A 25,700-nucleotide genomic window follows, 5' to 3' on the forward strand; every position below is an offset into this window, starting at 1 on the left:
TTCGGCCCGGTCTTTTGGAGGAACTGGCAAATGAGCACCCCGCGCAAGACTTTCTTTGCGACCCTTGGCACTTTCGCCGACGTGTTCGGCAGCGCTGCTGCCGTCTCGAACGCGGTCGAGGCCGGGCGGGCGCCCAAGGCCAAGCACCTCAGGACCCTGGGTATCGATCCCGGCGCTTTCCGTTCGATCGGCAAGCTCTAAGTCTCCCTGGCGCGTCGCTTCCCTCCCTGTGCGGCCTGCGCCGAGCCGTCGATTGAATGTCGGAAAGCCCGGATGCCTGAACAAGGCATCCGGGCTTTTGCTTTCCTGCGTCCACAGAAATGGCGGTGTCAGTCCTCGTCGGCCGCGAGCTGGCTGAAGACCTCGCCTTTGCCGCGCAGGCGGAACCAGAGCGGAATCAGCACTGCCGCCGCCGCAATGACATAAAGGCTGATGGCCAGCGGCGACTGTATCAGCACCAGCGGATCGCCCTGGCTGATGGCCAGTGCCCGGCGCAGCTGCTGCTCGGACAGCGGACCCAGGATGAGCCCGATCACCACCGGGGCGATGGGGTATCCGAAGCGGCGCAGCACAAACCCCAGGATGCCGAACCCCAGCAGCATCATCAGCTCGAACGAGAAGCGGATGCCGAACAGGTTGCCGGACATGGCGCCATTGGCCCCCAGCGTGCCCAGCGTGGCAAAGAGCAGGATGCCGGCATAGAGCCAGGGCTTGGGCACTGTGAGGAGCCGGACCCAGAGGCCGATCAGCGGCAGGTTGAGCACCAGCAGCATGAAATTGGCGACCAGCAGGCTGGCAATAAGCGCCCAGACCAGCGGGGCATTGTTGGTGAACAGCAAGGGCCCCGGCTGCAGGCCGAATTGCTGGAAGCCCGCCAGCATGATGGCGGCGGTGGCCGTGGTGGGCAGCCCCAGCGTGAGCAAGGGCATCAAGGTGCCGGCGGCCGAGGCATTGTTGGCGGCTTCGGGACCGGCGACGCCTTCGATGGCGCCATTGCCGAATTCTTCGGGGTGCTTGGTCAGACGCCGTTCGGCCGCATAGGAAAAGAACGTGCCGATCTCGGCGCCACCGGCCGGCATGGCGCCGATGGGGAAGCCGATGAGGGTGCCGCGCAGCCAGGCCGGCCAGGAGCGCTTCCAATCCTCCAACGTCATCCAGACCGAGCCTTTGACGGCCACGACTTCATCATCGAGACTGCCGCGGGCTGCGGCAACGACGAGGGTTTCACCGATGGCGAACAGGGCCACGGCCAGGGTCGTCACCTCGATCCCGTCGAGCAGGTCGGGGATGCCGAAGGCCAGGCGCGCCTGCCCAGTCTGCAGGTCGATGCCGATAACGCCCAGTCCAAGCCCGATAAAGAGCGCAGTGACGCCGCGAAGCGCGCTATCGCCGAAGGCCGCCGAGACGGTGACAAAGGCCAGCACCATCAGCGCGAAATAGTCGGCCGGGCCAAAGGAAATGGCGATCCTGACCAACCAGGGGGCAACGAAGGCCATGGCCAGCGTCGCGATCAGGCCTGCCACGAAGGAGCCGATGGCGGCGGTGGCCAGAGCCGGACCGCCCCTGCCTTTGCGGGCCATCTTGTTGCCCTCGAGCGCGGTGACGATCGAGGCGGATTCACCGGGCGTGTTGAGCAGGATGGAGGTGGTCGAGCCGCCATACATGCCACCGTAGTAGATGCCGGCGAACATGATGAGCGAGCCGGCCGGATCGAGGCGATAGGTAACGGGCAGCAACAGGGCCACCGTCAGCGCCGGGCCGATGCCGGGGAGAACGCCCACGGCGGTCCCCAGGGTAACGCCGATAAAGGCGTAGATGAGGTTCTGCCATTGCAGGGCGGCGGCAAAGCCGGCTGCCAGAAGTCCGAAAGTGTCCATAATCGTCCTTCCCGATCAGGGAATCAGGCGCTCAAGTGGCCCGGCAGGCAGGGAAAGCTGCAAACCGCGGGCAAAAATGAACCATACGATGAAAGCGAAAACAGCGCCGCACAGGAAGGTGAACCACATCGGTCCCTTGCCGAAGGCCCTGGCGGTGCAGGCAACCAGGACACCAGAAGCCAGGGAGAAGCCCAGGCTCGAAACCAGCAGGATCTGGCCCAGCAGTCCGCCCACGATCCACAGGGCCGGTCCGTAGTTCTCGGGTGGACGGGCAGGAAAGCTGCCGCGCCAGGCCGAGACCGCGGTGCCAATGGCCAGCAGCAGCAGGCCGGCGGCTATGGCATAGGGGAAAACCTGGGGCCCGACGCGCGCCTGGTGAACCGGCAGGCGCATGATGCTGGTCTGCCAGAAGATGACCACGGCAATGCCCGCCAGGATGAGGGCAATGACAAACGCCGCCCCATCGGGGCGGCGTTGCGGGTTGGACCCAGTCGTCATTGGACGAGGCCGATATCTTTGAGAACCGTGGTGGTCGACGCGATGTCGGCGTCGAGCTGGGTGTCGAAGGCATCGCCATCGAGATACATATCCACCCAACCCTTGGTCTCGAGGATCGACTTCCAGGTTGCCGATTCCGCCATCTTCTTGATGTCGGCGGTGATGGCGGCCTTCTGCTCGTCGGTGATATCGGGGGCAGCGGCAATCATGCGCCAGTTTTCGACAGTCACATCCACACCGGTTTCAGAGAGGGTGGGGATGCCATCCATCTCGTTCTCACCGGACATGGCCAGCGCCCGCAGCTCACCGGCGGCGATCTGCGATTCAAATTCGCCATAGCCGGAAATGCCCACGGTCACCTGGCCACCCAGCACGGCGGCAAGCGCCTCGCCACCGCCCGAATAGGCGATGTAGTTGACCTGGGTGGGATCGACGCCAACTGCCTTGGCCACAAGGCCGGCAATGATGTGGTCGACACCGCCGGCCGAACCGCCGGCCCAGGACACCGACCCCGGATCGGCCTTGAGCTTGGCAACCAGGTCATCCATGGACTGCAGCTCGGAATTGGCCGGCACGACGATGACGTCGGATTCGCCGATCAGGCGGGCGATCGGGGTGATGTTGTCCAGCGTGACGGGCGAAGCATTGGTGAGAATGGCACCGACCATCACATAGCCGCCGACGATCAGGGCATTGGCATTGCCCGAATCCTGGGTGGCGAACTGGGCGAGGCCGATCGTGCCGCCGGCGCCCGGAACGTTGGTGACCTGCACATTGCCCGAAATACCTTCGGCGGTGAGTGCTTCCTGGATGGAACGGGCCGTCTGGTCCCAGCCGCCGCCGGGAGCGGCGGGGGCCATGATGGTGTAGTCGGCGGCGAAAGCGGGAACAGCCATTGCGCCAGAGACGAGCGCGGCCAAGAGCAGCTTGTTCATAAGTCCTCCCATGTGAATATCCAGAACGTCATTGCGTTCGTGACGGGGAGAATAGGCGGCGTCCCTGTCACCGTCCTGTCAGCACGGCGCGGGCGCCTTGCGACTTTGGTCCAGTCGGATACTTCTCAGCCAGATTGCGCCAGCGGGCCGACAATTGCAACGCCGGCTCAGGCGGTGCGGCGTTCATCCGCATCGGCATCGCGCTTCTGGGCGAAGAGGCCGAGCAGGCGGGTTGTATCTTCCACCGAGCCCGGGCGGGCATAGAGATAGCCCTGCCCCATGGTGCAGCCGAGCTCGGCGAGAATGCGCGCCTGCTCGGGCGTCTCGATGCCTTCGGCCACCAGCTTCATATCGAGCTTGCGGGCAATATCGATGATGGAGCCGACCACGACATCGCTGGCGCCATCGCTGCCCAGGCGGGACACGAAGGAGCGGTCGATCTTGATGATATCGACGGGGAAGCTCAGCAGGTGGGTGAGCGAGGCAAAGCCGGTGCCGAAATCGTCGAGCGCCACCAGCAGCCCGCGCTGGCGCAGGGCGCTGACGGCGCGCGGCACCATCTGGTCGTTGCCGCCCATATAGACCGATTCATTGACCTCGAGGACGATATGCTCCAACGGCACGCCGGCGCGCTCAAAGGTCTCGACGATGCGGGTTTCGAGGTCGCCGCGCTGGAAGTCGCCGGTGGTGACATTGACGCCGACATGCTGGAAGACAATGCCGAGATCGAGCCAGTGGCGGATATCTGATGCGATCTGGGTCAGCATCTGGCCGGTCAATTGCCAGGCGATGCGCGGATCGGCCATGGCGGCGTGGAACTCGCCGGCGGCGGCGATGCGGCCATCGGGCATGCGCATGCGCGCCAAAGCCTCCAGCCCGACGATCTCGGCAGTGTCGAGCCGGACGATGGGCTGGTAGTGGGCGAGCATGCGTCCTTCGGTCATGGCCTGGTCGACGGCGCGGACCATGTTGGCGCGCTCCAGCATGGTGGTGCGCAGGCCGGGCACGAAGCGGACATAGCCGCCGCGCCGGGTTTCCTTGGCGTGATAGAGGGCGAAATCGGCATTCTGGCTGAGCGAAGCGCCATCGGTGCCGTCGGGTCCGAACAGGGCCCCGCCGATGGTGATATGGGGATCGATGGTCTGGTCGCCGACCTGGATCAGGCCGCGAATTGCCGCGATCATGCGGGTGGCGGCATCGTGCAGGGCGATGTCATCATGGCAATCTGCAACCAGCACGGCAAACTCGTCGCCGCCCAGACGGCAGGCAGTGAGCGAGGGATGGCAATCGGCGATGCGCTCGGCCACGGTGCAGATCAGCATGTCGCCGAAGACATGGCCGAGCGTGTCGTTGATCAGCTTGAGATGGTCGATATCGGCCAGCAGCAGGCCGAAGGGCTCGTCCATGGCGATGGACCGGCCCAGCATGTCATTGAAATGACCGCGATTGGGCAGGCCGGTCAGCGTATCGAAATAGGCGAGGCGATGATTGCGCTGGCGCACCTGCTCGTGATCGATGGCAATGGCGCAGACATGCAGGCAGGTCTGGACAATGCGGCGCTCCATGTCGTTGGGGCCGCGGCGGGTGCGATAGTAGAAGGCAAAGGTGGCCACCACCCGACCGTCGCGGTCGCGAATGGGGCTGGACCAGCAGGCGCGCAGGCCAAGCGGTTCGACCAGCGCCCGATAGTCATCCCAGAGCGGGTTCCGGCTGATGTCGGTGACGATGACGGGCTCGTTGCGAAACGCGGCCGTGCCGCAGGAGCCGGCCCGCGAGCCTGTCGCCGCGCCGTCTATGGCGCTGGAATAGGCCAGCGGCAGGCTGGGCGCCGCCAGTGGATGCAGCAGGCCCTGGCTATCGACGGTCAGGATCGAGCAGACAATGCCGGGCGCCAGATTCTCGGCGCGGCGGCAGAGCAGATCCGCCACGGCCACGAGCGGTTCACCGCAGGCGACCGCCTCCAGCACTTCTGTCTGGAGACGCAACAACAGACCGGTATCGTCTGGAATCATCGTGGACGCCTCAAACCCCCGGCCTGCAGGCTACGCGGGGCAAATGAAAGCGGCGTTCCGAAGATGGGTCGGATTGCCGGAAACGCCGAAAGACGGCGTTAAGGATGGGGTGGCGAGCGGGATGGCGGCACCGCGAGAGGTACCGCCATCCATCGCCTCAGAAATTCACCCCGATCTGTCCGGTCGCGGACAAGGCGCGGAAGGTGCTGCCTTCGAACGTGGCCTTGGCGCTGATGCCCAGCGTCCAGTTGCCGTCTCCGGCGACATCGAAGCCGGCCGAGACATTGCTGAACGCCGATTGGCTGGTGCCGTCGAAGCTCAACCCCAGTTCGGCGCCGATGAACGGCCGCACCACGAAGGTCTCGTAGTCGAGCGTATATTGCAGCACGGCGCCGGCCGACAGGCGCAACTGGTTGAGCGTGAAGGCATCCACGGCGATCGTGGTGCCCAACCCGTCCGAGACGGTGTAGGCGCCGGCCGCTTCATGCAGATAGAAGGCGTTGGCCGATGGCCGCAGCACCAAGTCCTCGCCCAGCGCCCACTGGCCTTCGAGCCGCATCTTGGCCAGCAGCCGGTCGGTCTCGAACGTGCCGCGGAACAGGGCGGTCGAGACCTCGTTCCAGCTTCGGCCGTAGAACAAGCTGGCATCGAGGAATACGCCTTCGCCCAGCTCGGCCGACACATAGGGCCCCGCCAGCACGCCATTGCCGGTAGCGCGGCTGGTGCCGGTGATATCGTCCATCCAGTCGGCATGCAGCGCCACGCCCACCAGCAGTTGGTCGTTCACCAGCAGATCGGCGCCTCCTGACAGCAGTGCCATGCTGCCCCAGTGGTCGGTGCCGCCATCGGCGCGCATATGCAATGTGGCGGTGCCGTCGATCCAGAAATTGACCGCGCTGTCATCCACCGGCTGCAGGGCCAGCGACTGCGCCGCGGCGCTGGCCGCGGTGGCGGCCAGGGTGCTGGCGGCAAAGTTCATGGTCACCGAATTGCCCGATGGCGTGACCTGGACCATGCCGGGCATATTGGCCGAGGCCGCATTGCGGCGATCCCGCAATCCGGGCGCATCGACCGCGCCAGCCAGCAGGCCCGCCCGCGCGGACACAAAGCCATTCGACAGATCGCCGAACACCGCTTCCACTCCGACCGGATCGATGGTGGTCGTATAGGACACCTTGGCAGGCTGGGACGTGCCCAGCGCGCTGGCGAGCGTGAAGGTGACAACAGCCGTGCCGCTGAATTGCGGGTTGGGAATGAACTTGAGATAGAGCGTGCTGGCCGGCGGCGGCACCGGCCCCGCGGCGGCAACCGCAGCGCCCACAATGCTGGCCGTGCCGGCATAGGGCGGCTCGACGCCCACGACATTGGCCGAGGTGAACGGCCCGCCCGTTGCCCCAACCGTCAGGTCGACGGGAACCGGCGTCGCCCCCGGCGGCACGACCACGGCCTGGTCGGTCGCCGTCACGGCGCGCGCGCCCACAGCGAGCGTATAGCTGCCGAACTCACTGGCCCCGTCCCCGCTCGATGCGGTGATGGTGAAGGCATAATCGCCCTCGGTTCCCGGATTCAGCGGCCCGGTCAGTTCACCTGTCGTTATGTTGAGGACCATGCCATCGGGCAGGGCTCCCGCCGTCAGTGCGAAAGTGAGCGGGCCGGGATGGCCGCCGGCCGCGATGGCGCTCGAATAGGCCTCGCCGGCCATGGCGGATGGCAAGGCGCCGCCTGCCGGGGTCAGGGTGATCGTCCCGGCCGCATCGACCTGCAGCGTATAGGCTGCGCTGGCAGTGAAGCCGTTGTCATCGGTCGCCGTCACGGTGAAGCTCGACGATCCCGCCGTGGTCGGCGTGCCGGCGAGCGATCCGCCCGAAAGGCTGAGGCCGGCCGGCAGCGAGCCGGCGGTGATGGCGAAACCATAGGGCGCCACGCCGCCGGTGGCGCCGAAGGTCTGGCCATAGACAGTCCCGGCCGTGCCCTTGGGCAATGCGCCGGCCACCGGCGCCAGCGCAATGGCCGGCGCCCCGATGTCGAGCGTATAGGCCGCGCTGGCGGTAAAGCCATTGTCATCGGTTGCCGTTACGGTGAAGGAGAAGGCCCCGGTCGCCGCAGGCGTGCCTGACAGCGTGCCGCCCGCCAGGGTGAGATCGCCGGGCAGTGCGCCCACGGTGATCGCATAGCTGTAGGGCGCGGTGCCGCCGGCTGCGGTGAACGCCTGGCTATAGGCGGTGCCGGCAATGGCCGCCGGCAGCGCCCCTGCTGCCGGCGCCAGCGTGATGGCGTCGGCCAGGATGGCAAAGCTCTCCGTCGCCGTTGGGGCCGGCTGATAGGTCGGATCGCCCGGCTGATCGGCCGCGATGGTGCAGGTGCCCACCGCCTGCGGCGTCAACACGCCTGTCGCGGTGATGGTGCAGACGGCCGGCGTGGTGGAGGTGAATGTCGCGGTCAGCCCGGACGTCGCCGTCGCCACCAGCGTCGGCTGCGCCGAGAACATCTGGTCGCCCGGATTGGTGAAGGCGATGGTCTGCGTCGTGCCCGGTATGACGGCGGCCGACGCTGTCGAAGCCGATCCTTCTCCCACCGCATTGCTGGCCGCCACCGTAAAGGTATAGGCGGTGCCATTGCTCAGTCCCGGCACGGCGATGGGGCTGCTCGCCCCGCTCGCCGTTGCGCCGCCCGGCGCGGCGGTCACCGTATAGAGGGTAATGGCGCTGCCGCCGTCGAAGGCCGGAGCGGTGAAGGCGACGGAGGCCGTGCTGGCCCCGCCCGTCGCGCTGACGCCCGTGGGTGCGCCCGGCACCACGGCCGCCACCGTGAAACTCTGGCTGACCTGTGCCGCCGGCAGCACCGAACCGTCGCCCGCCTGGTCGGCGAGAATGGTGCAGGTGCCCGTCGAAACTGTGGTGAGCACGCCCCCGGCGGTGATGGTGCAGACGCCCGCCGTGGCAGAGGAAAAGCTGACCGTCAGCGCCGACGTGGCCGTGGCCGTCAATGTCGGCGTCGTGCCAAAATTCTGGGTGCCCGGATTGGCGAACGTGATCGTTTGCGCGCCCTGTGGCGTCACCGCGCCGCTGGCCGCCGATGGCGATCCCGCGCCGGCGCTGTTGCTGGCCGTGACTGTGAAGCTGTAGGCCGTGCCATTGGCAAGGCCCGACACCGTTATCGGACTCGCGGCGCCCGTGGCGGTGAAGCCCCCCGGACTGGACGTCACCTGATAGCTGGTGATGGCGGCGCCGCCATTATGCGCTGGTGCGGTGAAGCTCACCGTGGCGGAGTTCGGGCCGGCCACCGCCGTTGCGCCGGCCGGCACACCGGGCGCCACGGCCAGCACGGTGAAGGTCTGCGTGACCTGCGACGCCGGCAGGTAGCTGCCATTGCCCACCTGGTCGGCGTTGATACTGCACGAGCCGGCCGTGATAAAAGTCAATGCGCCGCCCGCGGTAATCGTACACACGCCCGTTGTGCTCGAGGTGAATGTCGGCGTCAGCAGGGAACTCGACGTAGCCGTCAGCGTCGGTGTGGTGCCGAAATTCTGGCTGCCCGGATTGGCGAAGGTGATCGTCTGCGCCGCGGCCGGGGTCACGCTGTTGGATGCAGCCGAGGCCGATCCCGTGCCTGCCGTATTGCCGGCCGTGACCGTGAATGTATAGGCCTGCCCATTGGTCAGCCCGGTGACAAGGATGGGACTGCCGGCACCATTCACCGGCGCCACATCAGCCGGGCTGGTGGTTACGGTATAGCTGGTGATCGCCGCGCCGCCGGTAGAGGCGGGCGCGACGAAGGCCACCGATGCCTGCATGTCGCCGGGCGTGGCGGTCGCCATGGTCGGCGCGCCCGGCACGACGGCCGCAACGGTGAACGACTGGCTCACCTGGGGCGCCGGCAGGAAGCTCAAATCCCCGACCTGGTTGGCATCGATAGTGCAGGTCCCCGCCGACACGAAGGTCAGCGTGCCGCCTGTGGTAATCGTACACACGCCTGTTGTGGACGAGGTGAAGCTCACCGGGGAGGCGGACGTCGCCGTTGCCGACAAAGTCGGCGTTGTACCGAAATTCTGCGTGCCGGGATTGGCGAAGGTAATCGTCTGCGGCGCGGCCGGCGTCACGCTGTTGGACGCGCTGGAATCCCCGCCTGTGCCGACAACATTCTCAGCCGCAACCGTGAATGTGTAGGACACGCCGTTGGTGAGGCCGGTCACGGTGATCGGGCTGGCCGGGCCGACGGCTACCTGACCGCCGGGATTGGCCGTCACGACATACTGGGTAATCGCCGAACCGCCGCTGCTGGCCGGCGCCGTGAAGGTCACGCTAGCCTGATTGTCGCCGGCAGTTGCCGTGCCTATGGTCGGCGCGCCGGGCACGCCGGCATTGACGGTAAAAGTCTGCGACACTGTGGCGGCGGCATTATACGCGCTGTTGCCCGCCCGGTCGGCATCGATGGTGCAACTCCCCGCCGTCACGAAGGTCAGCACTCCGCCCGAGGTGATGGTGCAGACCCCTGTTGTGGACGAGGTGAAGCTCACCGGGAGCGCTGACGTCGCCGTCGCCGTCAATGTCGGCGTCGTGCCGAAGTTCTGGGCGCCGGGATTATTGAAGGTGATGGTCTGGTTGCCCTTGGGTGTCACGCTGTTCGACGCCGCCGACGGCGTGCTGCTACCCTCCGCATTGGTGGCAACGACAGTGAACGTATAGGCCGTACCATTGGTGAGGCCGGTCACCGTGAGCGGGCTGGCCGAGCCTGTCGCGGGGAACGACCCGGGACTGGACGTCACCGTATAGCTGGTGATCGCCGAGCCGCCGTTGCCATTGGCCGTGAAGCTGACCGAGGCCTGCGCGTCACCGGCCGTCGCCGTGCCGATGGTGGGCGCGTCCGGCACGTCCACCGCATCGACCAGAACCGCCGTCGTCGATCCGACGCTGTTCAGCGTCAGCGTGGCATTGACGCCGCTCCCGCTGCGCATCGTGCCACCATTGGCGCTCATCGTCCCGACGACAATGCCATCGGTATCCAGGTCTCCCGCGCTCACATCATAGCGGAACGTCAGAGCGCTGGTCCCGCTTCCCGAGACATAGTCCGCATACCGCGTCGTCGAGCCCACCGTCAGGCGGATATAGGGAGTCCCGGTCACGGTCACGGGGTTATCGAAATTGACCTTGAAATCCAGATTGTCGGCGGCCGTGTATGTTCCATTCGCCGGCACCTCAACCGAGGTTACGGTCGGCGCGGCGGTGCTGGTGCTGGTGAAACTGAAGATCGCCGTCCCATTGTCCTGATCGACATCCGACACGAAGAATGTGATCGTCTTGCCCGACGCGCTTGCCGAATAGCTGCTCAGGTTGGCTGCCGTTCCGCCTATGCGGGTAACACCTGTTATCGCGCCCAGATTGCCGCCCGAAAAGACCACCTCGAACTGGGTGACACCCCACGCGTTGGAAAAATTGGTGCTTAGCGTGATGATTTTGTTGACCGGATCGATGTCGATCAGTTTGGTCCCGGCACCGCCGCCGAGGTCGATCTGGGTGCCGACCGGAATGTCAGAAATGCTTGCCAAGGGGACCGACACCGTCGTTCCGGTCACATCGGCCTGGGCCAGGCCGGAAGCGCCGGCCCACAGCAGCAGCACCGCCGCGACCTTGAGCAAATTCTGTATCCGGGGCGCAGCCCAACGCACGCGCCTGCCGATCGCCCCCAAAAGGGCTTCCCCCCAGATACCCATGAACCCGCCAGAATCAAAGAATTAACAAATTGTTCGCGAGCGACGCTATCAGGCCCTTCGGCGTCGTTCTATCCCTGCACCGCATTTCGCCAAAATTCGTTGCGCCGCGGTGACATGAGGATTTCTTCCAAGCTACAGAAAAACTTCGGTTCGGAGCCGGACAAAATATTGACCGGGCGTATTTTACCAGTGATTTCAATATGACGTCGGATTGTTCTGGCCCAGGCTTCCGAAAGTTCTGGCGAAGCAGCCAGATATGCGTAACATCGAAAAACAACTGACTGCGGTATCGGCCGATTCTAGAAAATACTCTTTATAATTACTCATCAAAGGAGGAGAAATAACAATGAAGAGGCGATCGCTGCTGCTCGCAATTGCCGGAACTCTGTTGGTGGCGGGAAGTGCCCTGGCGGCGGACGTGACCTTCGCGGTGAAGGCCGGCAATGCCCCGGCCGCGGCCTTCCAGTATGTGATGACCTCTGGCGGATTGCCCAAGACGAAGCTGGTGAATACCGCAACGGTGATCGACGGCGTCTCCTACTATACCTGGAAAACCTCGCTGCGCGGGATCGCCCATGTCTGCGGCCTCCCCGACCTGCCCACGGCTTCCTCCAAATGTGTCGGCGAATTCGGCAAGCAGCTTGAGATCGCCGGCAACTTTGTTGTGCTGAAGTAGCCTGCCGTTTCGGATCGAGCAGGGCGCGGCACGATGCCGAAGGCGTCGTGCCGGCGCGTCAATCACGGACATGCGACCTCAGCATAGCGGCCGCGCCACCGATCTGCGTAGTCTATTGATTTTACTGTGAAAGAATGGTGCCCGGGACCGGGAAACCTAAATTGAGCGATTTCAATTAGTTGAGTTCTGGCTGGACCATATAGCGTTCCACGCAATCACTAGGCTTTTCGCCACTGTGTCCAGCCCTGGAAAAGTCGGATACCTTCGTCTTGAACGTCGCACAGCCAAGTCACGCCGCTTCAGCGTGGCCTCACCAGGAGAACGCCAACTACGCAGACAACACCAACGCATCGCCGATAGCGTTGACCTATGTCGATGTGGCTGGAGCCACCAATCTGGATACGCCCACCGCCGGTCTCCTCAAGCCCAGTAATTCGATCCCGGCTACCTCCTACGCCAACGCAAGGGGCTGAGGCGCGATCCAGCTCGATCACCGTCTACTCCGTGGGCATCGTGGCCGGGATTATTGCCAACTTGGGGGATGGTAGCGAAACACTAGGATCGGCCAACAGGATCGATCTAGCCGCCTCAGTCGGGAATGGCGAATACATCCGATTCAATTTCGGCTCCGGGTGAAGAAATACCTCGACGAAGTTGACCACAGGACCTCGAGCGTACCGGGCGCAGGCTCACCTCGTCCACGCCGATTTTAGCATGCGGGTGTCGAGACAGCCGATACCAGTGCGCCTCGATGGTCAATGCTGCTGTACAATAATGATCACCGATTTGAATGGAGTGCGAGGCTTGGAAAGATCCCGCTCAAAGCCACGAGGATTCTGAATGAATTTGCCGGGATCATAAACAAAGAAAATTAGCGTCTCGGCCTTATCCTCATAAAGGAGGAAGTCGTCTGCGATTTGCTTTCGCAAACCCGCATTCTTAGTGCCGGTCCTCGTCATTTTGTACTCTATGACGACATTCTCAATGGGCAAGAACGTGTCTGCTCTAGATCCGCCTCCAGCCACGCTCTTTCCGCCTTCTTCCGGTCGAATGTCATCAAAGTACAATTCCAATAGACCTTGAAAAAGGTGCTGCACATCGTATTCGTCATCAATCTTGATCGGGGACTTTGCCTTACGCGACTTCGCCAATCTTGCAACTACGGACGGGAAACGCGCCGCTATCTGCTGGATGCGATGGCTGGCGGTATCGCGATCATGGCTAGCACCTGACTGGTCGATTTGTGCGAGAGTTGCGGAAACGGCTGAACGACAGCTTTCTAGATGCGGAAGAACCATTTGCACCGTTCCCGGTACAACTCCCTCATAATCGTCTGTTAAGAATATCCCTAGCTTGGTGATGTCGCGCGTTAGCGCCAAATCCAAAGTCTTGAGAGACTCCTCGAAATGCGCGGGTGACGCAAAATCTTGGGGGATACGACAACTCGAGAATTGGTCCGAAAGGTAGTGGTAAAGGAAAAGAGCCGCGTTATGTGCGCCTGCAGCGGCCTCACCGTTACCATAACCCTCCGCAGGATTCACCGCCCTCGCAATGCCGCCAAATCGAGGTATGTTAGCTTCCGTGTAATCTTGAAAGTAACGCCCCGCAGCACGCACTTTTTCTAGTTCATCCATTTATCCGCTCAACTTAGTGGGGCCGTTTTTCCAACGCTAGCTTAACAGCGCCGTCCTGGCGCAGGAACAAAGCAAATAGCCGTTTCAGACCGAATATATGAATTCTGCGCAATGTTCGCCCGATTTCGGGTGGATTCTCCGAGCGGGCCGAGAATGGCCCGGAAACACTGGGAACTGTTCATCGTGTCGCCGCTCAAAATGCGGACCGCGGTTGCCTCGCTTAGAAAGCTCAGCCCTATTGACTAGCGCAGCCAGTTCCAAATGCTCGAGCCAGAATTCTCAAGTTGCACCGTGTAGCCAGACATTGTGATTGGACCAACGAGCACAAAACTCGGCGGCGCGATCAGCGAGCGACTGATCGGGATTTACGATGAAGAATGTCCGACAACTGTATGCGTTTGCCCTGATTGCCAGAGCTTTGGGACCGAGCTGGGCGAGCCAGTGATCGACTTCCTTATGATGTCCACCTTTGAAGCGCGTATTGTGGTGGTAAATGACCGCCGGACGGCCGGCCGCCAGGGAAAGAACCTCCGATAGAGGCATCTGCTTTCCAAATGACGGCTGTTTTCTTCGATGCTCGGAATCATCAATGATGCCGTTGTCAGGATCTGCGAAGACAAGGTCGCAGGTTGCAAGCGCTTCCAGGTTTTGCGCGAACCAAGCGGCTCTCGCCAGACTGCGGCCCTTGGAGAGTGTACCTTCGACTATGGGAATGCTAAAGGCTGCCGCTGCTGAAATCGCGCCGGATGCCTGGAGCGCAGCAACGGACCTCCCTTCATTGGCTACGGCCTGCAACGCATCAAAGAGGAATGGGTCGAGGTCACGCCATCTTTCCGGATCCGAAAGATACTTTATGTGCTTGCCGTCGCCGTTGTGACCCTCGTCAGGGTAGAGATACCAAGCGATGCCCAACTGGCGACCAACAGCGAGATGGCGAAGCAACGCGAGCTTTACATAGTCGCCTATGTCGGCCGCATACCTATTCTGCAAGGACTGGCTCTGCCCCAACTTCACCTGGGGGAACTAGAGTCACCGTCGATAAGCCAAAAATCTGACTTTCAAGCGCGTCGATGCGGCTATTCGCGTCCTCAAGCTGCTCCCGTGCTAGATTGAGCTGCGTTGTATTTATCGCGGTGGTATTCAATGTGCTAGAAAGCAAATCTTGCGCTTGACGCAAACTGTCTTTCAGCTCCGCTATCTCTGGTCTCATCTCAGAATACTGTTGGTCCATGTCGCTGTAGTAATTCCATGACAGCGAAACCAGACCGAGCAGCAATGCAGCTACTGCCAAGCCGCCACCAACCATTCCCCAAAACGTTTGACGAACGACCCGCTGTTTCGATCTCGCTGCCGCGAACGCGGATCGCTCTGCAGCAATCTTCGCCTCCTCGGCAGATTTCTCAACAGATCGGAACACAGAAGGGATTGCACTGCGTATCCCGACGGGGTGACTTGACGCATCGACGGACGTTGTAGCCTTAATCAAAAATTCTTTGACATCCCAAAAGGGCTTTGAGAGTGGAGGACGCCCCAGTCGCTCAGTGTCCAAATCTACCTTGGACGTGGTCTTAGTGAATTCAAGCCAAATCGATCCTTCAGACTTCTTAATCAGGTAGTCTTCATCAGTTAGATTGTGGAGTGGAATACAGAGCTTACCCCAGTACCCCGGATCAACTAGCGGGCCCGTCCCAAGGAGGAGTCCACGATGAACGTGTTTGATTTGCAAGTTGAAACGCAGGGCAATAAACTCTGGAAGCCTAAAATCCAAATCACACTCGACAAAAACTATTGAATTCTTCGGTATTACGAGGAATTCGTCGAGGCTAGTGAATATGATTTTGGGGAAGTTCTCTCCAGCCATATACTGGTAGGCTACGTTGCCTATTCTGCCTTCATAGGCAGCATCCTTTAGTCGCGAAGTTTTCCCCCCCTTTATATAGAAGGGCGCGATTAAACCTGTCGTTTCGACATAATCGAGAATGTGTTCCGCAGAAAGAAGTGAGTATGGAATACTCGGTCTGGGATCGACCTTAGCGGGACGCCCGTTGTAGCGAGAGTAATCAATGGCAAGAGCTTCAGCTTCGTGACGCTGAAGCTTACAGACTTCTACATCATCATCACTAATCACTTAGAAGAGCTTTTCTAACTTCAACAACATCCAACTCACTAAAGGCGACGCAGTCGACTACTCGTCCAATCGCTTCTTCCGCAAAATACAGAAATTTTTGCACATCGCTTTCAGGGCATTTTAGCTGTTCTTTTCCACCGACGTAATCCAAATGATTCATTACAATTCGGTTCGGTCGATTAGCCGCAATTGCGGCACGGACCAGTGCGGGGTCGAATTTACCAACACGCCGCAGTTTTTTAGTGACCGTGGTGTACTCTTGAATATCAATTGCCTTACGTGCGGTGAGCGAAGCCACGTACTCCCAAGAGACTTCATTCGGCAGAGGGCCTGAATCTCCGGCCACCCTTATTGGAAATGACCGGATCACCAAAGTGACGTCATCAACGTCCATGGGGCTCAACCCTGCCTCAGCCAGCGCGGCAGCCGCCGTGGTTGAACGCGCCGTCGCTTTAGGCCAATAACCGCCATCGAGCAGAGACAGGCCAAACCCCTGCGTCCCCTCGATAATCACACGGTGATCTCGATCGAGTTTTCCACGCAGAAGTTCTGTTGAGTTCGCAATGAAGGGCTGAAGCGACGCGTTGTCTTGGGCTACCAAGGAATCCAGAGAAAAGTTCGTTGACTGTCTGGCGACTGCGGCCATGACAGCCGCACCAACGCCTGAACCTGTCGAGCCGATCGACTGGACCAACTCGCCGTTGCGCTCCCAATCCTTATGCTCTTGGGTGATCAGCCGTGCGTGGTGGCTAATTTTGATACGATCTTGCGGGAAGTTGAGTTCGGAGACTTCCTGGAACAAAAGATCGACGTCAATGTAGGATCCGGCCGGGAACACCACGTCGACGTCACAATCAATACATCCCGCGGGAAGCTGACGAAGTGCGAATTTTTTGCCGGACTTGTTGTAACCCGTATGCCCAGAGTTCGGTCCGCCGACGCGAACGACGGTTGTCGGAATATCGGCGCGGCGAGCGCGCCGGGCAAGTTCAAGAGATACTTTCCCTTTGCCTTCGGACCCAAACTGGCCGCCGACTACGATGGATACTGGCATATTCCCTCTCCGCGAATGTCGCCGAATAACTCGTCAACACGCACTTGAACAGCACTAAAGTCAGCATGATTCAGGAAGTGCTGATGCGCAAGCGGAATGAGTTCCGTGACACGCCTTTCAACCACTGACGCAATGGCCTGGTCGAAACCACTGTCCGCCGTACGTTTAAGATAGCGCAGGCGTCTGATATGCTCTTCGGCGTCCACGTACACATGGACGAAGCGGTTGCCAAAAGTTTCGACAAGAAATGCGTGGTCCTCTGGAAATCGCAAGCCGTCGACCACGACACGAGAACAGCCTGCAACCCGCTTGATCGTTTGCTCGGCAAGCCAGCGCTGTCGTCCTGTTACATTGATCTCTGTGCCGAGCGCCTGTCGATTGGCACGATTGAGCTCCAGACCGTCTCTGGTGAGCAAGTCATCAATTGCCAAGCTAAAGCGGGTATAGGCGAAGCCTTTGGCGGCGAGCGCCTCGGCAAAGGTTGTCTTTCCCGCTGCGATCGGGCCGCTCACGCCGACAACAAATGGTCCAGGTAAGGCATCAAGCTTCGGAATCACCAATGGTGCCTCCGCCTCTGTTCCCAAGGCCTCAGACAGGCCGGCCAGATGGAATGTCCCAACGAGGGCCGACGTGATCGCGTCAAGCTCATCATGGGTCACTTTTTCCGTTTGGAAGTTTCCGGAAATTCCAAAGTCACGGAGACCCAGATGCAGCCACTCAACACCGGCACCCTTACGGGGAATGCGCATAATGTCTTGAGCTGCTCCCGGATAACTTTCGATAACGGGAACACCCTTCTGTCTGAAGATCGCCGCAAGCCGCATCCCACGGGCGGTGAGCTTCTGCATGCTGGGCAGCAGGCATGGGTATACGTTAATGCCGCGCCGTTTCAGCTCCCGCTCGGATTGCCGCATAATGCCGAACAGATCGCGCCCTGGGTCGGTGTCTTCAACGGTAATGCGCCCTGCTGGCAGGCAAAGTGGCGAGTCTATGGAGACCAGATCGGGGTTCGCATCCAACGTGGCGGCGATGATGTCTTCATCGCTGGAAATCGACCTCGTCTGCGCCACAGAGCCGTCCAGCAGGCACCAGCCAGTGGGTCGCTTTTCTGAGCCAGTGAGATCAATGCCGACGATGCGTGCTTGTTTGGCCGACGTCGACGCAAATAGTTCGTCAAAGTGCGGGGCGTGCAAAAGATGGCTCGGTGCGGGTTGCAGCCCAGAGGGCGGCACGTTCCAGCCGAGCGGCGCTGACCAATCAACGAAACGGACCGGATTGGAAAACAGATCTGCCTCAACCGAAAATCCAGTCATCGCCTTGTCGAAGATCGCGCCCATTGCCGCGATGTCTGCACGATTATATCTGATCAGCCTGGAGAGCGCCTCGACGTCTCCGCGAAGATACCTGTGCCAGAGAAGCACGGCGGCAAAGCCGTCGACGTCCTCAAGCTCTTGTCGGAAATTGAGACCAAGCTCAGTTTCAATGGACTTTTGACCTCCCTTTAGGCCGAGGCGCCTGCAAAGGTACATGAGGTCAATATGCACGCTCGGCAGCGCAATTTCGGGAAACTCCTGCCGCAAAAAACGAGCATCAAATCGAATGCCGTTAAAAGTCACCAAAACCTTAGCGTGGCCCGCATCTCTCAGGAGATGGCGTGGATCGCCGCCTTTTATGAAGGTTTCGGCCCGACCGTCGATGGACCAACCAACGGTAGTAATTTCGTCATAATAGTGGCTAAGGCCAGTTGTCTCGATATCCAGGAACATGATGCGATCCGGAAAGGCAGCACATAACGCAAGCTGCTCTCGCAAAATGGGCGATAGCAACCGGCCGTTTGCCAGCCAGGTCGGAAGTTCAGATTTACGCAGCGCCGGCATCAAATGGGCCCAGTTAATCTGCCGGAACGCCGGTCCATGACACAACCGTTTAACGATACGATGACGCAAGATATTGCGTCACCACCCAAATTGGTCATCGCAGGGTTATGGATCCGAGGAACTAACGGCACTACTTTCTCCAAAGGGCATCTTTCTCCCGTCAGCCCAAGCGGGTACCCATGAGCCGATTCCTGAAGTGCTCTGGTTGTAACACCGATGGCGAGGCACGTAAGCATCCCTTGGTGCCTGAAAACGGCGCTTCCGGACGGGCAATTGGACGGGGGCTCTGCGGGTGCTCGCATGGAAATCTGCGATTTGGAGGTTGAACCTTGATCTTCTTGCCACACCCGCGACGGTGATATCGTCGTTTCCGTCCTGCAAAGTTGCGGTCATGCAAACCGGCGTCAATCAGTCTCACCCGAACTTTCTCTCGTTGCACCAAGAGGCCAGCATAAGCTTGGTGCTGTGTGGCGCCCTGCCGGATCATCTGCAGCCGCGGTGCGAACCGCGCACCGTCGATGATCGCGGCCCGTTCGAGGTCGAGCATCTAGAAAGAAAGCCAGCTAGCTAGCAAAGTGCGCAGTCACAGACTTACTGCGCCTGGTCAAGGTACGTGAAAATCGCTACGCCCACGGCTCAGGATATGAGCAAAAACGGCTTGGGCCTTGAGGTCCACTTCGTCGGCCTGGTAACTGGGTGGCAGCCCGGTCCGATCATCGTATAGGAAATCAGCAATGGCGACGCGGATGGCGTCGCGGGTGGCTTGTTTGCCGGCAAAGTCCTGCATTGTGCCGAGCTGTAGCTTGAGGGTCTGATAGAGCTCGGCCGCCACCTTCTTGAGCTTGGCGATGTCGGACTTTTCCAGGTCCGGCTTTATCAGAAGGTCGAACAGCGCCAGCGTCTCCTCGTCGAGGCCCTCGCGCATGGCGCGCTTTTGTTCGTGATCCAGTTCCTCCACCAGGATCAGCAGGGCGGCAAAGGTGCGTTCGATGTTCACCGCATCCTTCTCGCTGTTGTAGCTGGCTACCAGGTCCTCGTAATGCTGCTGGAAATTGGTTCTCAGGGGGTTCTGGCGCAGCATCAGTTCCAGCTTCTTCTGGATCGCGTCCTTGAGGCTTTGCACTGTGGTGTTTTTGGCCGGGCTGCGCTCGAATTCCTTGCGCAGCTTGATGAAATCGATCTGGCTGATGTCGTAGGGGCGCGGGTCGCGCTCGCCCATACCCCGGGTTTCGATGCTGGCATCGACCAGTTCGTGCAGCTGCAGCATGATGTCGGTGATGTCGGCCTGGCGGACATCGTCTTCGAGGCTATTGTATATAACGCGGATGGCGGCGAAGCGCTGGCGATAGGCATTGACGGCGCGGAAGTTGACGCAGGCGGTGAACTTCTTGAACACCTCGCGCGCCATGATCTGGAAGCGCTTGCGGCTTTCGTCGTTCCCATTGACGGCTTCCTTGGCGTCGATGATGGCCCGATTGCGCTCGAAGCCGGTCTTGTCGAGGATGTCGAGCAGGCGAAAGTCGCGGTCGGCCAGGAACGCTTCGGCGGCGGTGATGGCCTCCTCCAGATCGCCGAGCAGTTCCTCGGGCGGGCGGACGGGATCGACTTCGGGGGGCAGGTCTTCCTCGCCGCCCAGTGCGCCCCCGGGGGTGCCGGCATAGGTGGCCAGGGCCTGGCGCAGGTTTTTCAAGATGCCGCAATAGTCGACGATCAGCCCGTTATTCTTGCCGGCATATACGCGGTTGGCGCGGGCGATGGCCTGCATCAGCGTGTGCGCTTTCAAAGGCTTGTCGAGATACAGGGTGGACAGGCTCGGCACGTCAAAGCCGGTGAGCCACATGGCGCAGACAATGGCGATGCGGAAGGGGTGATCTTCCTTTTTGAAGGCCGATTCCAGGTCGAGGCGCTTGCCGTCCTCGGTATCAAAACCGTGCTTTATCAGCGCCCGGTGCGGATTGATGTCGAGGCCCCATTTGCGGAAGCGGTCGACCTCGCCCTGCTCCTCTGAGACCACGACGGCTGCCTTGGTTGCCTTGACCCAGGCGAGTTGCCGGCTGCGGTCGGCGATGTCCTGCTCGTCGGTCGCCCTGGCCAGTTGTTTTTCCAGCGTGCCGATGCGGGCGGTCCAGTGCTTGGCGATCAGTGCGTGCATGCGGACGCAGGTCACCTTGTCGATGCAGACCAGCATGGCTTTGCCGCTCTGCCAGGCAGTGGTGTAGTGCTCGACGAAATCGGCAGCCACCGCATCGAGCCGGGTCTCGGCGGTGATGATGTGGTATTCGCGCTTGAGTTCTTTTTCCAGCCGCTCGGTGACGTTGGGATCGTCGAGGTCCAGCTCTTCGAGCTTGGCAGCGATCTGCTCGTTGAGGTCGGTGGTGGAAATGCCCAGCATGTCGCCGCGCGCATCGTAGTAGAGCGGCACCGTCGCCTTGTCCTGCACGGCGCGCTGGAAATCATAGGTAGAAACATAGTCGCCGAAGGTGCGCTTAGTGGTCTCGTCGCCACTCATCAGCGGGGTGCCGGTAAAGCCCAGGAAACTGGCATTGGGCAGGGCATTGCGCATGTTAAGCGATAGTAGGCCGTTCTGGGTGCGGTGCGCCTCGTCGGTGATGACGATGATGTCGCTGCGCCCCGAATAGGGCTCGTCGGGGTTCACGTCCTGGTTGAAGCGATGGATCAGGGTGAAGACATAAGGCTTCTGCAGCGCCAGCAGAGATTTCAACTCGGCGCCTGTCCCTGCCCTGACCTGCGACTTGTCGTTGTTGACGAGGCCACAGCCGGCGAAAGTGCCGTAGATCTGGCCATCGAGATCGACGCGATCGGTGCAGATCAGGAAGGTGAAATTGGCGCCGATCTTTCGGTGCACCTTTTGCGTCAGGAAGGCGATGGAATAGCTCTTGCCCGAGCCCTGGGTGTGCCAGAACACGCCCAACTTGCCGTCCCGCGCTTCCCGGCCGCGAACTGCGGCAATGGCCCGGTTGACGCCGAGGAACTGGTGGTTGCGCGCCACGACCTTGACCATGCGCTCGCCGCCGTCATCGAACAGGATGAAGTTCTCGAGGATGTCGATGAAATTGGCCTTGCTGCAGACGCCCTTGAGCATGGTCTCCAGGTCGACCACGCCAGGCTCGTCTTCCTCCAGCCGGGTCCAGTCGTTGAAATGCTCGTAGCGGCTCGACAGCGAACCGATCTTGGCAGCGTGGCCATTGGTCAGGATGATGAAGGCGTTGTGGTGAAAGAGATGTGGGATAGTGTCTTTATAGTCGGACAGGTTCTGCTCGAAGGCGTGGCGAATGTCCTTGTGCAGCGCCTTGCATTCGACGAACAGCAGCGGCAGGCCGTTGACATAGCCGATGATGTCGGGTCGCCGCCGATAAAGGTCGCCCCTGACCCAGAGTTCTCGCACGCAGAGGAAATGGTTATTTTCAGGATTATCGAAATCGACGAGGCGAAGACGCTGCCGGACCAGATCGCCCTTGGCGTCGCGGAAGCTGGCGAGCACGCCGTGCTTGACCAGGCTATAAGCATCGCGGTTGATCGTCAGCAGGTCCGAACCCAGCGGCGCATCGGTGGCTTGGCGCAAGGCATCGGCATAGGCGGTGTCTGGCAGGCCGGGATTGAGGCGGATCAGTGCCTCACCCAGGTGGCGGGTGAGGATGACATCGCTTTCGGACGCCCGGCCCAGCGTGCCCTCGGGACCAAAGGTTTCAGAGTTGAACGCCAGAACACTATTCCAGCCAAGCGCCGTGGCCAGATAGTCGGCCATGGTCTGCTGAACCAGCGTGTCCTCGTTCATCGGGGTCATACCGCGATGGCCCCGCTCATCAGCCTGGGGAGGAGGAGATCACGGGCTCTGGCGAGCTGGGTGTTTTGGCGGTCGAGAGACCCTATAAGCTTGAACATTGGGCGGACCTCCTCATCGAAACCTTCGCCAATGCTCTTCGGCGGAATGGCAATCATGTATTTGTCAAAGCAACTCGGTTGTACGCGTTGACGGCCGGACGAGCCGATCATGCTCTTTATCGCATTCGCCCTGAAGCTATCTTCTCTTGCCAGCAGGTAAATTGCAAAGCGGCTTATGGCGCGTTCTCGAAGTACAATGAATTCACTCGAACCGCACGCAACCTCGCCCTCAGCGAGAAAATTGACGAATGCCGTCTTGCCATTTTCAAGGCATGGCGTAATCCGAGCAAACAGAGTGTCGCCGTCTACAAATCGCACTGAAGTAGATTTCAACCTCAGCTCGAACGCCTTTTCGTCGCAGCACATGCCGATTTCTGAAACTGCAGCCATGGGAACAGAGCGGATTTCACCGTCGCTAAGCCAACGTGTTGTGGGGTTTATGGATATCGCTGCAGAGGCAGGCATGCGCTCCCACCCCTCCGGCGCACCGTCGATGATCCTGACATGTTCGTGTCCGGGAAAGCGAAAGCTAACGAACCATTCCTTGTAAAGCTGTCGCGCGGCCTGCTCCAACAAGGCCATCCGCCGCCGGTTGTTTTCGATCAGGTCGTCGTAGGCGGAGAGGATGGATGCGATGCGCTCCTGCTCTTTTTGCGGAGGAAAGGCGACTTCAATTTTCGCCAGCTTTTCCTTGGGAAGGTGTTTGATGGTCGAGCCGGTGAACAAGCCGCCAAAGCCGCCAGTTCGTCCTTTTTGAAGGAAGCTGTAATAGAGAAATCGGCTATCCAGACCGTCATGTGGGCGAATGCGATGCAGCGCCTTCTGGAACATCATGCCAGGCCTTTCGTCCCTCCAGATGGCGCAACGGCCGGGCTCTCCACCTTCGCACATGAGGATGTCGCCAGCTCGCAGTCCATAGCGATCGACTTCATGATCTTCGAACCGCATCTCGCGCAGATCATCCAATTCAAATTCGCCCCACCGAACGTTGACGTTCGCCAAGTAAGGACGCAGTTCGCCCTTATTTTTCTTCTGATCCAGCATCTTGCCGAGATTGAAGTCAGCAATATCTGCCAGCTTGCGGACCTCCCAGCTCACAACCCCATTCCCTCGAAATGCGCCTGAACCTGTTTGGCCAGCGCCGCCGCCTCCTCGTTCAATCCGGCCAGCTCGACATGAATATCGCGCATGACGCCCTCGAAGTCGAAATCCTCATCTTCCTCTTCCGGCGCCACGCCGACATAGCGGCCGGGGGTGAGGGACCAGTCGTTGGCGGCCAGTTCGACATGGTCCACCAGCTTGACCAGGCCCGGCACCGCGACCAGTTGTGCATCGGGGAAGCGGGACAGCAGCCAATGGGCCTGGCGGTGGAAATAGCGCGCCAGTTTGAGCTGGTTGACGGCCCCTGCCCGCGCCTCTTCGAGTGCCTTGACCGGATTGGCCTTGCCGCGCTTGCCCCCCGCGTCGCGATGCGCCTTGTTGGCCAGCTTATAGAGCTGGTCGATCTGGCGGATCAGATCGCGCGATTGCTCGGCCAGTGGCTGCAGGGCATCGTGGTGCTGATGCAGCGCGGTGATATCAGCACCGAAAGCGCCCTCGAACGTCTTGGCTACAACCGCAAAGGCATCCCAGTCGGCCTTGAAGGTGGCGATGGCATCGGAAAGATCGGCGTCGGGCTCAATGTCGTTTATTACTGCTTCCAGGGCCGCCAGAAGCACTGGCCCCAGCGCGAGGCTGGCCAGCGCCTCATCGGCTGACTGCCGCAGCCAGGACTGGACCAGCGCCCGGAATCGCTCGCCCTGGCCGCGATAGAGCCAGAAGATGGCCGTCAGGCTGGCCAACTGCTCGGGCGAAAAATCAAAAACCTTGCGCGTGACCTTGCGGAAAACCTGGCGCGCATCGAGCATCAGCACCTTGTCGGCATGTTCGGGCGCCTTGGCCTTGTCAAACATCCACAGTTCGCAGGGCACGCTGCGGGTATAGAAGAAGTTGCCTCGGATCGCGATCATGGCATCGACATGGCCGGTCTCGACCAGCTTCTGGCGCACCTTGGCCTCCTCACCACCGGCGCTGGAAGCCTGTGAGGACATGACGAAGCCGGCGCGGCCGGTATCAGACAGATAGCTGTAGAAATAGCTGATCCAGAGATAATTGCCGTTCGAGACCTTCTTGGCCTTGTTGACGCCGGGCAAGCCGAAGGGCAGCCGCGGGTCTTTGCGGATCTTTTCGGCATCGACCTCATCGACGTTGAAGGGCGGATTGGCCATGACGAAATCGGCCTTGCCGACCAGCTCATGGGCATCGGTATAATAGGTGATGCCGGGCTCGATCCTCCCTTCGAGCCCATGCACGGCCAAGTTCATCTTGGCGAGGCGAATGGTGGTGGCGTTCTTTTCCTGGCCATAGAAGGTGGCGACCTTGGTGGGGTCCTGCTGCATCTTTTCAATGAAGTGGGCGCTCTGCACGAACATGCCGCCAGAGCCGCAGGCCGGGTCCAGCACGCTGCCATGATCGGGCTCGATGGCATTGACGATCATCTGCACGATGGAGGGCGGGGTGAAGAACTCGCCGCCATCATGGGCGCTCTGATCGGCAAACTGGGTGAGGAAATATTCGTAGATGCGGCCGAAAACGTCGCCCTTGGCGCTTTGCAGCGCCGGGTCATTGAAGATGCGCAGCACGTCGCCGAGCACATCGTTTTCCAGGCTCTGATATTCGCTCTTGGGCAAGACGCCCTTGAGCGCGGGATAGTCAGCCTCCACCGCCTCCATGGCCGCAATGATCGCCGCCGCGCGATCGGCACCGCCAGGCAGGCTGGCGAGATGGTCGAACTGAGCCTGCGGCTGCAGGAAAATGGCGCCGCGGCTGGTGAAGTCCTCCTTCTTCAACGGCCGGACCATGCCGCCCCGGCTCGGCAGCCCTGCTTCGATTTCCGGCTTCACCATCAGATACCGGCTATAGGCATGGCGCAGGAAGATCAGGCCCATGACGGGCAGGAAATATTCGTTGCTGGCAAAGTCACTATTGGCGCGGAGCTGGTCCGCCGCCGTCCAGAGGCGCTTCTCGACGGCTTCGATATTGGATTCCATCAGGCTGGCATGCTCCCCAAGTCAGGTGGGAGGAGTAGCAGCCGGGTGCCCTTTGGGACAAGGGCAGGCTTACTTCAGAACATCGGCAAACCAACCTGATCCGAGCCGCAGGCTCTACCCCCCTGCCAGAGGCGAAGGGGGGTCGGATCAACAAAAAACCGCACCGCCAGTATCCGCAAAAAGGCCCCGCCGGGCCCTCGGAGAGCTCACGCACTTTTGGGGTGGCGCAGCCGGGGCCCAAAAAGTGCAAAGTGAGTTCCCGCTTTTCTACCGAAGCGGGAATCTGGATTTGGACGATTTTGAATTT

General features: G+C 60.9%; 15 protein-coding genes. 2 read left to right on the plus strand and 13 right to left on the minus strand.

What is annotated here, in order from left to right:
• The first annotated feature begins 30 nt into the window (after window positions 1-30).
• Window positions 31-201, plus strand: a complete 171-nt coding sequence (locus ASD80_RS18975; RefSeq protein ID WP_200950347.1) for a hypothetical protein — start codon at window positions 31-33, stop codon at window positions 199-201.
• Between the two features lie 128 nt (window positions 202-329).
• Here the strand turns inward: ASD80_RS18975 and ASD80_RS15365 are convergent, their stop codons facing one another.
• From ASD80_RS15365 to ASD80_RS15385, 5 genes are all read right to left on the minus strand, one after another.
• Window positions 330-1,877 (minus strand): tripartite tricarboxylate transporter permease, encoded by a 1,548-nt coding sequence (locus tag ASD80_RS15365; protein WP_056234628.1) that lies wholly within the window; start codon window positions 1,875-1,877, stop codon window positions 330-332.
• Between the two features lie 15 nt (window positions 1,878-1,892).
• On the minus strand, window positions 1,893-2,375 hold the full coding sequence (locus tag ASD80_RS15370; RefSeq protein WP_056234629.1) for a tripartite tricarboxylate transporter TctB family protein: 483 nt from the start codon (window positions 2,373-2,375) through the stop codon (window positions 1,893-1,895).
• On the minus strand, window positions 2,372-3,310 hold the full coding sequence (locus tag ASD80_RS15375; protein WP_056234633.1) for a Bug family tripartite tricarboxylate transporter substrate binding protein: 939 nt from the start codon (window positions 3,308-3,310) through the stop codon (window positions 2,372-2,374). The genes ASD80_RS15370 and ASD80_RS15375 overlap by 4 nt, the downstream gene beginning before the upstream one ends.
• A gap of 167 nt (window positions 3,311-3,477) precedes the next feature.
• Window positions 3,478-5,322 carry a putative bifunctional diguanylate cyclase/phosphodiesterase gene (locus ASD80_RS15380; protein ID WP_056234636.1) on the minus strand — a complete coding sequence of 615 codons (1,845 nt, stop codon included), beginning with the start codon at window positions 5,320-5,322 and terminating at the stop codon, window positions 3,478-3,480.
• Between the two features lie 157 nt (window positions 5,323-5,479).
• Window positions 5,480-10,957 carry a fibronectin type III domain-containing protein gene (locus ASD80_RS15385; protein ID WP_162247378.1) on the minus strand — a complete coding sequence of 1,826 codons (5,478 nt, stop codon included), beginning with the start codon at window positions 10,955-10,957 and terminating at the stop codon, window positions 5,480-5,482.
• Between the two features lie 421 nt (window positions 10,958-11,378).
• On the opposite strand from ASD80_RS15385, the gene ASD80_RS15390 reads away from it, so the two are divergent.
• Complete coding sequence (locus ASD80_RS15390; RefSeq protein ID WP_156460486.1) at window positions 11,379-11,708, plus strand: hypothetical protein; 330 nt, start codon at window positions 11,379-11,381, stop codon at window positions 11,706-11,708.
• 755 nt (window positions 11,709-12,463) lie between these two features.
• Here ASD80_RS15390 and ASD80_RS15395 read toward each other — a convergent pair.
• The 8 genes from ASD80_RS15395 to ASD80_RS15430 form a co-directional block, all read right to left on the minus strand.
• Window positions 12,464-13,342 (minus strand): hypothetical protein, encoded by an 879-nt coding sequence (locus ASD80_RS15395; protein WP_056234642.1) that lies wholly within the window; start codon window positions 13,340-13,342, stop codon window positions 12,464-12,466.
• A 279-nt stretch (window positions 13,343-13,621) separates the two neighbouring features.
• Window positions 13,622-14,332, minus strand: coding sequence for a hypothetical protein (locus tag ASD80_RS15400; protein ID WP_156460487.1), 711 nt, complete (start codon window positions 14,330-14,332; stop codon window positions 13,622-13,624).
• Window positions 14,322-15,470: a hypothetical protein gene (locus ASD80_RS15405; protein WP_156460488.1), complete on the minus strand. Its 1,149-nt coding sequence runs from the start codon at window positions 15,468-15,470 to the stop codon at window positions 14,322-14,324. The genes ASD80_RS15400 and ASD80_RS15405 overlap by 11 nt, the downstream gene beginning before the upstream one ends.
• Window positions 15,463-16,524 (minus strand): adenylosuccinate synthetase, encoded by a 1,062-nt coding sequence (locus ASD80_RS15410; RefSeq protein ID WP_082555341.1) that lies wholly within the window; start codon window positions 16,522-16,524, stop codon window positions 15,463-15,465. Before ASD80_RS15410 ends, ASD80_RS15405 begins: the two co-directional genes overlap by 8 nt.
• The gene (locus ASD80_RS15415) at window positions 16,506-18,401 is read right to left on the minus strand and encodes a ribonuclease H-like domain-containing protein (RefSeq protein WP_082555342.1); all 1,896 of its coding nucleotides are present in this window, start codon (window positions 18,399-18,401) and stop codon (window positions 16,506-16,508) included. Before ASD80_RS15415 ends, ASD80_RS15410 begins: the two co-directional genes overlap by 19 nt.
• 604 nt (window positions 18,402-19,005) lie before the next feature.
• Window positions 19,006-22,206, minus strand: a complete 3,201-nt coding sequence (locus ASD80_RS15420; RefSeq protein ID WP_056234656.1) for a type I restriction endonuclease subunit R — start codon at window positions 22,204-22,206, stop codon at window positions 19,006-19,008.
• Entirely contained in the window at window positions 22,203-23,402 is a 1,200-nt protein-coding gene (locus tag ASD80_RS15425) for a restriction endonuclease subunit S (protein WP_056234659.1), read from the minus strand. The genes ASD80_RS15420 and ASD80_RS15425 overlap by 4 nt, the downstream gene beginning before the upstream one ends.
• A complete protein-coding gene (locus ASD80_RS15430; protein ID WP_056234661.1) occupies window positions 23,399-25,393 on the minus strand; it encodes an N-6 DNA methylase in 1,995 nt (664 codons plus the stop codon). Before ASD80_RS15430 ends, ASD80_RS15425 begins: the two co-directional genes overlap by 4 nt.
• Window positions 25,394-25,700 lie beyond the last annotated feature (307 nt).

Source organism: Devosia sp. Root635, from assembly GCF_001427605.1.
Classification (GTDB): domain Bacteria; phylum Pseudomonadota; class Alphaproteobacteria; order Rhizobiales; family Devosiaceae; genus Devosia.